The 14,358-nt window shown below is 62.1% G+C and carries 13 protein-coding genes; 6 read left to right on the forward strand and 7 right to left on the reverse strand.

Annotated features, from left to right (window positions below):
- The first annotated feature begins 6 nt into the window (after nucleotides 1-6).
- Nucleotides 7-1,008, forward strand: a complete 1,002-nt coding sequence (locus D0550_RS12170; RefSeq protein ID WP_116809464.1) for a DUF3187 family protein — start codon at nucleotides 7-9, stop codon at nucleotides 1,006-1,008.
- A 4-nt stretch (nucleotides 1,009-1,012) separates the two neighbouring features.
- Here the strand turns inward: D0550_RS12170 and pap are convergent, their stop codons facing one another.
- The 4 genes from pap to glnE all read right to left on the reverse strand — a co-directional run bounded on the left by pap (nucleotide 1,013) and on the right by glnE (nucleotide 6,820).
- The gene (gene pap, locus D0550_RS12175) at nucleotides 1,013-2,461 is read right to left on the reverse strand and encodes a polyphosphate:AMP phosphotransferase (protein WP_116809465.1); all 1,449 of its coding nucleotides are present in this window, start codon (nucleotides 2,459-2,461) and stop codon (nucleotides 1,013-1,015) included.
- 3 nt (nucleotides 2,462-2,464) lie between these two features.
- Nucleotides 2,465-3,595: an agmatine deiminase gene (gene aguA / locus D0550_RS12180; protein WP_116809466.1), complete on the reverse strand. Its 1,131-nt coding sequence runs from the start codon at nucleotides 3,593-3,595 to the stop codon at nucleotides 2,465-2,467.
- A 99-nt stretch (nucleotides 3,596-3,694) separates the two neighbouring features.
- The gene (locus D0550_RS12185; RefSeq protein WP_116809467.1) at nucleotides 3,695-3,895 is read right to left on the reverse strand and encodes a zinc-finger domain-containing protein; all 201 of its coding nucleotides are present in this window, start codon (nucleotides 3,893-3,895) and stop codon (nucleotides 3,695-3,697) included.
- Between the two features lie 33 nt (nucleotides 3,896-3,928).
- Nucleotides 3,929-6,820 carry a bifunctional [glutamate--ammonia ligase]-adenylyl-L-tyrosine phosphorylase/[glutamate--ammonia-ligase] adenylyltransferase gene (glnE, locus tag D0550_RS12190; protein ID WP_116809468.1) on the reverse strand — a complete coding sequence of 964 codons (2,892 nt, stop codon included), beginning with the start codon at nucleotides 6,818-6,820 and terminating at the stop codon, nucleotides 3,929-3,931.
- A 138-nt stretch (nucleotides 6,821-6,958) separates the two neighbouring features.
- Between glnE and D0550_RS12195 the strand changes: the two genes are divergently transcribed.
- From D0550_RS12195 to D0550_RS12210, 4 genes are all read left to right on the forward strand, one after another.
- Entirely contained in the window at nucleotides 6,959-7,576 is a 618-nt protein-coding gene (locus D0550_RS12195) for an energy transducer TonB (protein ID WP_161965790.1), read from the forward strand.
- A 251-nt stretch (nucleotides 7,577-7,827) separates the two neighbouring features.
- A complete protein-coding gene (locus D0550_RS12200) occupies nucleotides 7,828-8,781 on the forward strand; it encodes a S1 family serine peptidase (protein ID WP_116809470.1) in 954 nt (317 codons plus the stop codon).
- Nucleotides 8,782-8,961: 180 nt separating this feature from the next.
- On the forward strand, nucleotides 8,962-9,495 hold the full coding sequence (locus D0550_RS12205; RefSeq protein ID WP_116809514.1) for a glycine zipper 2TM domain-containing protein: 534 nt from the start codon (nucleotides 8,962-8,964) through the stop codon (nucleotides 9,493-9,495).
- Nucleotides 9,496-9,661: 166 nt separating this feature from the next.
- Nucleotides 9,662-10,402 carry an SIR2 family NAD-dependent protein deacylase gene (locus tag D0550_RS12210; RefSeq protein WP_116809471.1) on the forward strand — a complete coding sequence of 247 codons (741 nt, stop codon included), beginning with the start codon at nucleotides 9,662-9,664 and terminating at the stop codon, nucleotides 10,400-10,402.
- On the opposite strand, the gene D0550_RS12215 is transcribed toward D0550_RS12210, so the two are convergent.
- From D0550_RS12215 to D0550_RS34890, 3 genes are all read right to left on the reverse strand, one after another.
- Complete coding sequence (locus D0550_RS12215; RefSeq protein WP_170134670.1) at nucleotides 10,403-11,710, reverse strand: amidohydrolase; 1,308 nt, start codon at nucleotides 11,708-11,710, stop codon at nucleotides 10,403-10,405. It abuts the gene before it with no gap.
- Nucleotides 11,711-11,712: 2 nt separating this feature from the next.
- Entirely contained in the window at nucleotides 11,713-12,759 is a 1,047-nt protein-coding gene (locus tag D0550_RS12220; protein WP_153067137.1) for an FAD:protein FMN transferase, read from the reverse strand.
- A 151-nt stretch (nucleotides 12,760-12,910) separates the two neighbouring features.
- The gene (locus D0550_RS34890) at nucleotides 12,911-13,195 is read right to left on the reverse strand and encodes a hypothetical protein (RefSeq protein WP_161965791.1); all 285 of its coding nucleotides are present in this window, start codon (nucleotides 13,193-13,195) and stop codon (nucleotides 12,911-12,913) included.
- Nucleotides 13,196-13,447: 252 nt separating this feature from the next.
- Between D0550_RS34890 and D0550_RS34895 the strand changes: the two genes are divergently transcribed.
- Nucleotides 13,448-14,332 carry a DUF4382 domain-containing protein gene (locus D0550_RS34895; protein WP_161965792.1) on the forward strand — a complete coding sequence of 295 codons (885 nt, stop codon included), beginning with the start codon at nucleotides 13,448-13,450 and terminating at the stop codon, nucleotides 14,330-14,332.
- Nucleotides 14,333-14,358: the final 26 nt, after the last annotated feature.

Consider the following 14,358-nt stretch of genomic DNA (forward strand, 5'->3'; position numbering starts at 1 on the left):
GGTTCAGTGCGGGCTGCCCTCCTCACGCTGCTACTGATCCCGGGCGGCGTGCTCGCCGATGCCGCGTCGGATGAGGATGAGGCCCTGGACGCGTGCCTGAGGTGCGATTTCGACCACGCGTTTGTCGTTCGCGATCAAAACCCTCTGCTGTCCGGCTTCGGGCTGCCCATGACCATGCCGACCAGCGTCCCGTATGGCCTGTCAGGTCGCATCGATTTGTTCTGGGGCAGCACCGCCCTCGTGCAGGAGCGCGGCAACGAAGCTCTCTTCGTCGATGCCGAAACCCGCGAAGCCCGGCTGACGCTGCAGGGCTCTTTCATGGACACCGGCATCGGTTGGCAGATTCAGCTTCCTTATCGCTACACGGGCGGCGGCACTCTCGATAGCTTCATCGATGGCTGGCATGACGTCTTTGGCCTGCCAGACGGCGCGCGCTCGGCATTACCGCGCGATCAGATCGGCATCTCCTACACCCGCGCGGGCACTCGCCGACTGAACATCGGCTCATCCGCCAGCGGCCTCGCCGACATCCAGGTCGCGATCGGATATGAGATCCCAACCGAAACGACACTTACGGCCTGGCTCACGATCGAGCTTCCAACCGGCGACGCGGACAAACTCACTGGCAGCGGTGCGACGGATGTTTCTTTACTGCTGGCGGGACAGCGCCATCTCAGCACCCGCTGGTCGGTCTTCGGACAAGCGGCGGCAACTTATCTTGGCGAGGGCGATCTGCTGCCCGATCAGCAGCGCAGCCTCGTATGGAGCGGCATGGCGGGCGTCAGTGTCGAAACCTGGCGCAACCTGTCGTTGAAAGCGCAGATCGACGCACGCACTGCGGCTTACGACAGCGACCTGGGTTTCCTCAGCGATGCCATCGTGCTGACTGTCGGCGGCGACTACCGTTTCGAATCCGGCTGGCGTCTGGACCTCGGCGTGAGTGAAGACCTTGCGGTCGAGCACTCGCCGGACGTCGTCTTTGTTCTGGGAATCAAACAGGACTGGTAGTTGCTCAGCGCTCCAGCGTCTGGCACACCGCTTTCAGCACCGTCAGGCGCGCTTGTTTCTTATCGTCCGCGGCAACGATGTGCCACTTCGCATCGTCAGCATCGGTACGTCGGATCATCTCTGCAGCGGCGGTCTGATACGCATCGTAGTAGCGCCGGTTCGCCCAATCTTCGGGATCCACTTTGAAGCGCTTCAGCGGATCCTCATCCCGCGCCTTGAACCGCTTCAGCTGCTCATCCTTGCTCACCTGCAGCCAGAACTTCGCCACGAACAGTCCGTGCTCGGTCAGCTGGCGCTCGAACTCCACGATTTCTTCGTAGGCTCGTTGCCAATCCGGCGCCGGCGTGAACTCGCGCACTCGCTCCACCAGTACCCGCCCGTACCACGACCGATCGAAAATCGTGATCGATCCCTGCGCCGGAATGTGACGCCAGAATCGCCACAAATACGGGTATGACAACTCGTCCGGCGTCGGCGCCGATACCGGCACGACCTGATATTGACGCGCATCCAATGCGTGGGTGATGCGCCGGATCGCCCCGCCCTTACCTGCCGCGTCCATACCTTCGAACGCCAGCACCAGACCGTGCTTGGCAAAGCGCGACTTGCGCACGAGGCGCGCCAGGCGCCCCTGCAATGTTGCGAGCTGCCGCTCGTATTCATCATCATCGAGCGGCTGCTTCGACTGCGACACGGCGAGCGGCACCACTTTGCCTGTCTTCTCGCTGGGCCGGTTCCGCTGCTTTTGCTCGGCCGCCTTCAATCCCGCTGCGATCTCGTTGCGCAGGATCTTGCCGACCGTCAGCAATCGATAATCCTCATCGGTGCCGTCGACTCGATGCCACGGCGCGGCGTCATGTTCGGTCGCTTGCAAACACATATGTACAACGCGATTGACGCGCTTGTAATTTTTGGCTTGCCAGCGATCCTCCTTGGAGACGCGCCAGCTGGTGAGCTTGTTGGCACAAAGCTCCTTCAGCCGGCGCTGCTGCGTCACATGATCGGTGTGCAGATAGATCTTCACTACACGCACGCCGTCGCGCATCAGCATGTTTTCCAACTGAACGATGCGCTCGACCGCACGCCGGTCGCGATGCTTGGATCTGTCGCCCTTGATGACGCCGCCGAGATATTCGCTGTACCAGCCGGCGAAAAAGAAAGTCATGCGACCGCGCGCCGGCAGCTTCTGCCAATACCGCCACAGCGGCGGAAACTTCTTATCTTCAGCAGAAGGAACACCGAGCGCATGCACGCCGATGTGCTTGGGATCGAGCCATTCGAGCAGCGCATTGACGGTCTCGCTGCGCCCCGCGGCCGGCGTACCGGCGATGATCACGGCGACTGCGCACGACTTCGACGTGTGCAGCTTCGTTTGCAGGTCTAGCAGCTCATCGCGCAGCGTCGGCAGATTTCGTTGGAACGCCGCCTTGCTGATGCTTGGAGCTGCTGCCATTGATTACTTCCTCTTCGTGGCCCCGCCGCGCATCGGCTTGCGTGCCGGCACCTGTTGAGTAATGCAATGAATGTTGCCGCCGCCAAGCAGGATTTCGCGCGCCTGCACGCCGATGATCCGGCGCTCCGGAAAAATCTTCTGTAACGCGCGCGTCGCGACGCCGTCCTGCTTCGGATCGAGCAGCGGCATCACGATGGTGGAATTGCCCATGTAGAAGTTGACGTATGACGCCGCCAATCGTTCCCCAACCTTGCGCGAGGCTGCGCCGCTATCGGCGACATCGACGTCGAGAGACTCTTGATGCGTGCGCTTCAACGGCCCCGGCTGCTGCAGCTTGTGCACCTTCAAGCGCCGGCCCTGCGCATCTCTCGCATCCATCAGCCGCTCATAGGCATCCTTCGAGACCTGATACTGCGGATCGCGCTTGTTGTCGGTCCAGGTGAGAACGACTTCGCCGGGCCGTGCGAAACAACAGAGGTTGTCGACGTGACCGGTGGTCTCGTCGTCGATGACGCCCTTGCCCAGCCAGATCACGCTGGTGATGCCCAGATACTCGTGCAGCAGGATTTCCAGCTGCCCCTTGTCCAGATGCGGATTGCGATGCGGACTGAGCAGACACTCCTCGGTGGTGAGCAGCGTGCCTTCACCATCGACGTGGATGGCGCCACCCTCCAGCACGAACGGCGCGCGATAACGATCGCAGCCTTCGATCTCCAGGACTTTGCGGGCGACCAGGTCATCCTGATCCCAGGGGAAATACAGGCCGCCGCCGATGCCGCCCCAGGCATTGAACACCCAGTCGACGCCACGCAGCTCGCGGCGCTTGTTGACTACGAAGGTCGGGCCGACATCGCGCGTCCAGGCGTCGTCGCTCGACAGCTCCACGACGCGGATCGCATCGGGCAGCATGGTCCGGGCTTGCAGGAACTGCGCACGGGAGACACCGACAGTAACCGGCTCGCCCGTGGCAATTGCGGTGGCAACGGCCGAGAAGGCCTTTTGCGCCGGCTTGGCGCCGAGCCGCCAGTTGCTCGGCCGCTCCGGCCACAGCATCCAGCAACCGTCGTGCGCGTCGAATTCGGCCGGCATATAAAAGCCGTCGGCCGCCGGCGTAGTGTCCAGTGTTTTGGTCATCCGACCATGGTAACCAAATCGCTCACCGGGGAGCGTGAGCCAGTTTTCGATCGGGGCGCCGCACGGACCCGCAAGTGGCCGAGCCTCAGCATAAAAAAATCACCGACTGAGCGTGTACTCAGCGCTGCAGTAGGGGCACTTGGCCCAGCCGGTCTTTTCGATGGGCAGGAACACCTTCGGGTGCGAATTCCACAGGTGCATGCCGGGCATCGGGCACGACAGGGGCAAGTCGGCCGCGGTCACGGTGTACTGGTTCTGGGCGTTTGGCTGGATCAGCTTGGCGGCAGGTTCAGTCGTCATAACGGTCGGTCATGCTCTTTCCGAAAGGGCGGATTATCGCAGATCGCCCGCCTCGCGCATGACCTCTTGCCAAACTTCCACGACGCCCCGGCGCTCGGCCACGAATTCCGCGTCACTCACCACGTTTTTAACGCCGTCCAGGGCCAGCCGGTGCATGCGCTGGCGGTATTTGCGGTAGGTATCGACCAGGAAGTCCACCCGCGACTGCGGCACCAGATTGCCCGAGCCCAGGCTTTCCAGCTGCCGGATGTTGTCCGAGAACGTGACGATCTCCGGATAGCGGTCCGCCCATTCGAGCATCCAGAACTGCACCAGGAATTCCAGGTCGGCGACGCCGCCCGCATCCTGCTTCATGTCGAACTGCCCTGGCCGCGCCTTGGACAGGTTTTCGCGCATTCGCTCACGCATCTTGCGCACCTCGTGCTTCAAGCCATCGCGCCGGACAGCGTTGCGCAGCACTTCGATACGGGCCAGCTCGAACTGCTCGCACACCTGCGGATCGCCCGCGATCGCCCGGGCTCGCAGCAACGATTGATGCTCCCACGTCCACGCTTCTTGAAACTCGTACTCGCGGAACGCGGCCAGGGACTGCACCAGCAAGCCGCGATTGCCGCTGGGTCGCAAGCGGGTGTCGACTTCATATAACCGCCCCGACGCGGTATGCACGGTCAACAGATGCACCAGCCGCTGTCCGAGCCGTTGGAAGAACACCGTGTTTTCCACCGACTGCTCGCCATCGGTCCGCTGCGACTCGCCGCTCGAGTCATGCAGGAACACCAGATCCAGGTCGGAGCCATAACCCAGCTCCAGACCGCCGAGCTTGCCGTACGCCACGACGATCATGTGCGCCATGTGCGACTCGCCTTGCTCATCGACGTAACGAGGCACGCCGTGCTTGGCGGTAATCTGAGACCACGCCAGCGACAACGCCTCATGCACGATGAGCTCGGCGATGTCGGTCAAGCGGTCGCTGACCTTCATCAACGGCAAACCTGCGGTGAGATCGGCGACGGCCACTCGGAACATCGCCGCGCTTTGGAACTGACGCAGGAGCTCGACCTGACGCTCGGGATCTTCGTGCTGCATGCGGCCGCGAGAAGAGGCCAAGTCGGCAGCGAATTGCGCTCGTGATGGCGCCTCTTCAATGAATCGCTCATCGATCAGCTCATCCAACAACAGCGGCTGCGCGGCAATTTGATCCGCCAGGAACTGGCTGCGCGCGCACAACTCGACGAGCCGCCGTAGCGCCGCGGCGTTTTCGGTCAACAGCGCGAGATACACCGTGCGGCCGCCAATCATCTCGAAAATGCGCAGAATTCTGGCGAGCGTCGTGGTCGGCGCAGCATCGGGCGCGAGCATCCGCAGGATCCGCGCCAACAGATCGCGCAGCCGGCGACGGCCGGTTTCATCGAGCCGACGGTAGTAAGTGCTGTTGAGCAGCTCTTCCAGCCGGACATTGATCGGCTCGGGATTCGTCACACCGCAGCTGACCATCATGCGCGCACGCTCGGACGCATCGGCTTCCAGATCGAAGGTCGCTTCCATCGAAGCGATGCCATCGGTGCGCTCCTGCGGACCGAACACGGTCTGCGTGAAGTAGCGCTCGACGCGTTGTCGGTGCGCGTTGGTTTGAGCGGCAAGCTCGTCCCAGCTGGCAGCGTTCATCGCAAACGCCAAGCGCTCCTGGGCGCGTGGCTCATCAGGCAGCTGATGGGTCTGCTCGTCATTCCATTGTTGCAGTCGATTCTCCAGCACCCGCAGATAGGCATACGCGCTTTCCAGATCCCGGACCGCGTCTTCGCGCAGCAAGCGTTGGCCGATGAGTTGCGGCAGGATGACGCGCAGTTCCTTGCCCTGCAGACGGCGATCGCTGCCACCGCGGATCAGCTGGAATGCCTGCACGATGAATTCGATTTCGCGGATGCCGCCGGGCCCGAGCTTGACGTTGTCCTTCAGCTCACGCCGTTCGACTTCGCGCGCAATCATCGCCTTCATATCCCGCAGCGACTCGAACACGCTGAAGTCGAGATAGCGCCGATAGACGAACGGACGGAGCACCTCGTCGTAGAGCGATGGGAATTGCTCTTTCGCCGTCAACGCACGCGCTTTGACGTACGCGTAGCGTTCCCAATCGCGGCCATGCTGCTGCAGATAGTGTTCGAACGACGCGAAGCTCAGCGCCAGGCGGCCGCTGTCGCCGAACGGCCGTAAGCGCAGATCGACTCGATACACGAAGCCGTCCACCGTGGGCGTCGCCAATTGCTGGACGATCTTCTGACCCAGGCGCAGAAAGAACTCGGCGTTATCGATGGGACGCGCCCCATCGGTCTCGCCGTCTTCCGGATACAGCAGAATCAGATCGATGTCGGAAGAAAAATTCAGCTCGCCGCCACCCAGCTTACCCATGCCGAGGATCATCAGCGGCTGAGGCTCACCGCTTTCGGCGCCTCGGGGTGTGCCGTAGCGCGCGACCAATGCCGCATACATGCGCCGGCAGACGAGATCGATACAAACATCGGCGAGCGTCGATAAATCTCGCAACGTTTCATCGAGCGACGCCCAGCCAGCTATGTCACGCCACGCGATTCGCACCATGTGGCGCTTGCGAAAGCGCCGCAGCGACTCCATCAGATCGGCCTCTGACTCACCACGCACGCGCGCTTCTGCTTCCCGCGCCAACCAACCATCGGGCGCGAGCGAAAGCAGATTTCCGTCGGTAATGAGATCGGACAGCAACGCAGGCGAGCGCAGACAACTGGTCGCGACGAACTCGCTGCACGCCCACACTCGCGGCAACGATTCAGCGACGCGCGCGTCTTCGAGAATCGTCCGCCAGGCGTCTGGATTCTCTTCGCACGCACTGGCCAGTCGTTGCTCGCTGTCGGCAAGCAAGGTGCGTGCGGTGTCGGAAATTGTTGCCGTCATAACGCCAAGTGTACGGAACTTTTTCGGGTTGCCGCCAACTCGCGACACTTCTGCCCGACCCGGTTTTGAACCCTGCCGTCATTCCATCCGTTTATAAGCAGGAGCGCAGGTCATGCCTGCGTAGCAATGGAGGTAAGAATGTACGCACCAGGTACTCCGAGCAACGAGGGTTTTCTGTCTCGCAGCGGCACGGCGATGGCCGTGATCGGTATTCACATCCTCGTCATCTATGGGTTGGCCGCGACCATGGGCGTGGTGAGGGTGCCGCAATTCGCAGCGCCGCTCGAAGCCGTGTTCATTCCGGAGCAGACCCAGGTCGAGCCCGATCCGCCGGCACCGGTGAAGCCCGAGATCGATCAAGTGATGCCGACCGAGGCGCCGATGCCCGAGATCCAGTTCGACGAGCCTGTGGTACCGCCTGCGGAAGTCGCTACGCCGCCTTCCGAGAATGCGATCGCTGCGACGACTGCCGGCGCAGTGGCGCAGGATCTCAAGACCAGCAATCGGGTCGAGCCGACCTATCCTTCCGCTTCAAGACGCGCGGGGGAGGAAGGCACGGTGCGCTTGAAAGTACTGGTGGACGAGAAGGGTCGCCCGAAGGATGTCGCGGTCGCGACCAGCAGCGGCTTCGCGCGGCTCGACCAGGCTGCCATGGAAGCCGTTCGTAAGTGGCGCTTCGTGGCTGCCACCGACGGCGCCAATCCGATTAGCGCATGGACTCAGGTCGCCATCACCTTCCGCCTGACCAGCGCGTAAGCGTCCATCCATTCAGCAGATCCCATTTCAGGCCGGGCCCCGTCCCGGCCGTTTTTTTGTGGCTTTTTTTCAGAGCACTTCTCACTTTCGGACGCGAGAGTTTGAGGCGAATCACACCTGCATCGAACTTGGCGCCCTAGGCTCGGTCGCAAGGGATAGTGGAGCCGCAACTGTCCCCGTCCGCAGACAACGGACAGGCCAAGGCGATCGGGTGCTTCAGGTTTCGCCCTAAAGCAAACCCCCGCCCTGGCATGCGAACTTCTCAAGCATCCGAGCCGGTGGTGACCATGCGCGTGAAACTTGCCTCTCTGCCCTCTGCCAGCAACTCCGGCTCGAGCGCTGTGAAGCTCGCGCTGGTCACAGGTGCGTTGGCAGCGCTGGCATTGATGGGCACTGAGCGCGCGCATGCCGATCTGGCTCTGTGCGGTAAAGGCAACCGGTGCGCGCCGGATCTGTCCTCGCCGGCCGAGAGTCAGCATTTTTTCCGCTTCTCCATGGCGCATGACCTGGCCACTCCGCACGAAACCTCCTTGCGTCGCAGTGAAGTGACCTCCAAGGATTACGCGTCCTTCAGCGGTGTCGGTGTGATTTCCTGCATGGTCGATGGCAGGCAGCGCACGTCCACGGCATTCCTGGTCGGCGCATTCGACATCGGCGTCACCGTTGCTCATACGTTCCAGAAGAGCGCTTCCGGGGCGGAGCCTGCCGACTGCACTTACAACAGCATCGATTCGCTCGGCCAGGTGCGCGAGCGCATTCCGGTCTCGTATGTGAAATCGCAGTGGGATGAAGCCGGCGCCGCCGGTCAGATCAGCAAAGATTTCGCCGTCGTGCGCCTGAGCCAGCCGTCGCGATATGCCCAGCGGACCATGCCGCTCGGCCGTTTCTCCGGCGCCGCTGCGTCCGTCGTGATGGTTGGCTACAAGACCGATATCGACGCGGACAGCATCAAGCGCAAAGCACGCGGCACGGTGTACGAGCGTCGCGCGAACAGCATCGTTCATTCCAGCGCTGGCGGCTTCACGCACGATCTGGACTCCCGTGACATCGCGCCGGGTGCGCCGGTAATCGATGAGACAACCGGCGTCATCATCGGCATGCACGCGCAGTCGACGCGCAACACCATGATCACGATGGATGATTGGCTGGAAACGACGATCAAGAGCGAGATGCAACAGGAGCACCGCGAAGCACGCGCGAACTAACGACTCTGTCAGGACATCCTTTTTCTTGGGCGCCGCGAAGTTTTTCCGGCGCCTTTTTGTTTGTGCGGCGCTTACTGACGCCGGATGGCGACGGGAACCGTCCTTGGGGCGGTTTCGTTTAATCTTTGTCCTACATGCTGCGCGTAATTGTCGGCGCGCAAGTTTCTGAAGGAGCCATTCATGAACAAGTCGTTGGTGACCGGTCTGGTTATCGGCGCAGCCGTGGTGACAGCGGGTGCGGCCGTCGCCAATTTTGATATCTTCGATCGCAGCCCTAAATTCGCTCAAGTGCTGAATGTCGATGCCGTCAAGCAAACGACCCGCACACCTCGGGAGGTTTGCAGCGACCACGTCGTCACCCATCAAGCGCCTGTGAAAGACGAAAAGCGTATCGCCGGCACCGTGATCGGCGCAGTAGTGGGCGGTGTGCTGGGCAATCAAATCGGCGATGGCCGCGGCCAGAAAGTCGCGACCGCAGCTGGCGCAGCTGCCGGGGGCTATGCTGGAAACAAAGTTCAACAGCGCATGCAGAACGGCAATACCTATACGACGACGGAAAAGCGTTGCGAGACGGTGTACGACAGCAACGAGAAGATCGTCGGTTACGACGTGCGCTATCGGCTCGGCGACAAGGAAGAGACGGTGCGCATGGACCGTGATCCGGGGCCGCAGATTCCAGTCGTCAACGGTGAGTTGCAGCTGGCTCACCCCTGAAAATCGACGGAACGGGCAGCAGCGCTCAACCGTTTAAGGTGTGCCGAAGCTTACAAAAGCCTCGGTAAGTTGGCGGTAGGCGGGCCGGGCGGCGCGTGAGAGTATAAAGAGGAGACTTTTTCCTCCTACCTCTTAACTCGTTGTCCACCGTCCACCGCTGACTCTTATGACTGACCTTAGCCATCTGCTCGGCGCCAGCCGGCGCGTTTTGGTATTCAGTGGCGCCGGCATCAGCACCGAGTCCGGCATCCCCGATTTCCGCAGCCCCGGCGGCCTGTGGAGCAAGATTCAGCCCATCTATTTCCAGGAGTTCGTCGCCTCGGAGCATACCCGTCGCGAGGCCTGGCGACGTCGGTTCAGCAATGCCGACGGTTGGGTGGGCGCGAAGCCGAACCGCGGTCATTACGCCGTCGCGGAGTTGGTTCGCTCCGGGCGCGCCAACGCCGTGGTCACGCAGAACGTCGACAATCTGCATCAGGTCTCCGGCGTCCCCGAAGAGCAGGTCATCGAGCTGCACGGTAACTCGACCTACGCCAAATGCCTCAAGTGCCAGACGCGCGTCGAGCTGGCCGAATTGGAACTCGAGTTTCAGCAGACCAACAGCGTCGGCCCCTGCAAACGCTGCGGCGGCATCATCAAAACCGCGACCGTTTCTTTCGGCCAGCAAATGCCCGAGCTGCCCATGCGTCGCGCCCAGCAAGAAACCCTTGCGTGCGATTTGTTTCTGGTGCTCGGCTCGTCTCTTTCAGTGTTTCCTGCCGCGGACTTTCCAGTTCGCGCCAAACAAAATGGCGCAAAACTCGTCATCGTGAACCGCGACCCTACCCCCCTGGACGAGATCGCCGATCTCGTCATCCATGACGGGATCGGCGATACGATGGAGGCAGCGTTGGCGGGACTGCGATAGTTACTTCGAGCCCTGCAAGTAATCGATCGCCACGGATGCCAGCGCGCGGGTCGCAAAGGCGATGCCGGGCTCGTCGATATAGAACAGCGGCGAGTGGTTGCTCGGAGCTGCATTCGCGTCCTGACCCGGAGGCGTCACACCAACGTAGAAGAACAGGCTCGGAATCAAGTCCGCGTAGTAGGCAAAATCTTCGGAGCCTGTAATCAAGGGCAGATTCACCACCTTATCGTCACCGGCCACACGCTTGAGCGACGGCAGCGCCCGCTGAGTGAGCTGAGCATTGTTCATGACGACCGGATTGTTGCCCGGATTGAACACGACCTTTGCCTGCGCGCCAGTGGCTTGCGCGATGTTGCTGGCCGTGTGGTCGATGCGTTTCATGATGTCCGCGCGCATGTCCTTGTCGAACGTGCGCAGCGTGCCGAACATCTCGACCTTGTCCGGAATGATGTTGTGACGAACGCCGCCGTCGAACTTACCAATGGTCACGACCGCGGGCAGCTCGGTGATGTCGATTTGACGGCTCACGATGGTCTGCAAGCCCATCACGATCTGCGAGCTCGCGACGATGGGATCGACGCCCGACCACGGCCGAGAGCCGTGCGACTGCCGCCCCTGCACCTCGATCCGGAACGAATCCGACGCCGCCATGAACGGCCCGGAGCGATAACCGAGCGTGCCGCTGTTGAGCGTCGAGGTGACATGCAGGCCGAACACCGCCTCGGGCTTCACTTCGCTGAACACGCCTTCCTTGATCATCAACGACGCACCGCCCTGCTCGCCTTCCGGCGCGCCTTCCTCTGCCGGCTGGAAAATAAACAGCACCGTGCCGGGCAACTCCTGTTTCATGCTCACCAGCATCTCGGCGACGCCCATCAGATTCGCCACATGCGAGTCATGGCCGCAGGCATGCATGACACCGACTTTCTTGCCGAGATATTCAGTGGTCACCGTCGACTTGAACGGCACATCGACCTGTTCCGACACCGGCAACGCATCCATATCGGCGCGTAGCGCAATCACCGGCCCCGGCTTGCCACCCTTCAGCACCGCGGTAACACCGGTGTGAGCAATGCCAGTGCGCACCGGCAAACCCAACTTCTTCAGATGATCGGCAACCAGCTTCGACGTGCGCGTCTCGCGATTGCTTAACTCGGGATGTTGATGAATGTCCCGACGCCAACTGATGACCTTCGCTGCCACCTTGCCCGCGGCGGCGTCGATCTGCGCTCCGGAAACCTGCGCGCTGGCAGTGCCTGCGCCAAACATCGCCGTCATGGCCAGGCTGGTCGGAATCATCCACTTCATGTTTATTTCCTGCTGGGTTGAGTCGATGACAAATAGCGATCGAGCTGCGGCGTCGTCACCGAATGCAACTCGCCGTCCTGTACGTCGATGAACATCACGGGCATGCCTCGCTTCAGCGCCAGCTCATGCCCGGCTTGCGTGCCGAGCACGTTGAACGCCGTCGTCCACGCATCCACCTCCATCGCTGTCGAGCCGACAACGACCACCGACGCGAGACTGTGCTCGACGGGGCGTCCGGTGCGTGGATCGATGGTGTGCGAGTAGCGCTGCCCGTTGCGGTCGAAATAGTGACGATACTCGCCCGAAGTCGTCACCGATGCATCATCCAGACTCAAGATGGCATAGGGCTCGGGCTCAGCGTCGATCGGCCGCTCCACTGCGATTCGCCACGCTTCACCCCGGGCGTTGCGGCCCTGCGCACGAATTTCACCGCCGATGTCGATCATGAAGTGCTTCAGGCGCATGGCTCGAAAGCGTTCGGCCATGAGATCGACGGCGTATCCGGGCGCGATGGCATTGAGATCGACTTGCACGCTCGCCGCGGACTTCCGTAGCGCGGGTGACTGCACTCGCGCCTCGAGTTTTTGATAGCCGACTTGCGAGCGCAGCTCCGCGAGCTGTGCTTCGTCAGGCAAGTCGATGGGCTCGCCCCGCGCTCCAAAGCCCCACGCGGCGACCAGCGGCCCGACAGTAATGTCGAAGGCGCCGCCCGACTCGCGGCTGACATGGAACGCATAATCGACCACGGTGGCCAGATCGGCGGACACCTCGAACCAATCGGTCGAGGACGAGGCGTTGAAGCGGGAGATCTCGGAGTCGGCGCGATAGCCGGACATGCTGCGATCGATGCGATCGAGCACTTGATCGGCCGCGACCCGCAACGCATGGGCATCGACACCCTCCGGCGCGGACGCGACCTTGATCGAATAAGTCGTCCCCATGGTCGGCCCGGAGATGGCCAGTTCCTGGGGCGCGCGTGCGCAGCCACTCATGCCCTGCGCGAGCGCCAGCGCCAACCAACCTATGAACGCCCGATTCGCTCCAATCACACGCCGCCCCAATGATGCACATGCGGTGAATGGTAGCTGAAGCAAACTAGATGAGGAGACGCCGCGACTGGCTGCAACGTGCGTCCGAGCGGGAGGAGAACGGATCGCGCGCTAAAGCGGGTGCATGCAACCAGCCGCGGCGCATCGATTCTCAGCGTCGGCAGGCCTCGGGCCCATTGACCATAAGGTCAGCGGCGGGCGGTTCGGCGTCGCTGACCGGTTGATTCGCGCCGATGCGCGCGTTCACTTCGGCGCAAGCTGGCAGGGTCGGCGCCGCTACCGGCTGAACGACAGGCGGCGCGACCGGCACCGGCACCTCTTTCATTGCGGAACGGTTGAGCAGCGCCGCGAGCAGAAAACTGCCGCAGATCATCAGCCCGCCGACCACGACACCACGTTCCACGATGATTTCCCCTTGATGGCCGGCGGCGCTCACGCTGTCATGAACCCCACACGTCCGTCGCGCAGAGTAGGGGCGGGTGCAGTGACTGTGATGTGTCCTTTCGGGCAGCCGGAGCGCCTGGCTGGGACGATTGCGGGAAGCCACAGTCAGCGTCGCTGGCCGGCGTTGTTGGTCAACGACAGGCGGGGGAACTTTCTGCCGTACCCCCCTGACCAAAGCGGGACTCCTGCATCAGAATCAGGGATGCTAAGGCAAGGGAACTCGATGGTGCGCTTCATGGCTTTTATGCAACGTTCAGCTTGGTCGCGGTTCAGCTTCGGGCGCGGCGGCATCAGTCGTCTGAGCGTTATCGCACTGCTTGCCCTGCTCGCCGGCTGCGAAGGCTCCGTCACCATGGACCTGGCCACCGCACTGCCCGCCAATCCGAACATCACTGAGGTGGTCGCCAACATCCGCGGGTTGGAATTCAGCACCGGCAGCGGCAGCAAGACGCTGGAGTTCAGCAGCAGCGAACAGGTGAACCTCATCATCCTCGCCGAAAACAACGGCGTGCTCCGGCTGTTCACGGACGAACAGCTGTCCGAGGGCAACTACACGGGGGTGCGCTTGCTGTTCGATGAGAATCGGCCCAACGAGACTTTCGTCAGCACCGCTGCCGGCACGCGGTTCCCGTTGAATCTGGCCAACGGCGACTTTGCAGCGTTGCGCTTCAACGTCGAGGACAACGAAAGGAGCACCGACTCCTTCACCCTGGTACTGGACCTGCGCAAGTCGCTCAGCTTCGACATCGGCTCCGCCCAATACACGCTGACACCATCGATGCATACCGTGGAGACCGCGAGGGCGAGCAGCATCGAAGGCACCGTGAGCGGCACCTGCCCGGCGGGTCAGTCGCTGGCCCGCGGCGCCGTTTATCTATTCCAGGGTCGGGACGTCACACCCGACGATATCGACGGCACCGGCGTCGAGCCCTTCGCGACCTCGCCTGTCTTCACCTCTGGCAACTCGTTCTTCTACACATTGAGTTTTCTGCCGGCGGGCGATTACACGCTCGCGGTCACATGCATCGGCAACGACGACAATCCGACGACTGATGAGGACTTGCAATTCCGCAATGTCGTCAACGTGCGGCTCGGTGAGAGCGAAACACTCACGCGCAATCTGCCCTGATCGCGCCGGGCTGCTCTTCTTTGGAT

The organism is Steroidobacter cummioxidans (assembly GCF_003104955.1).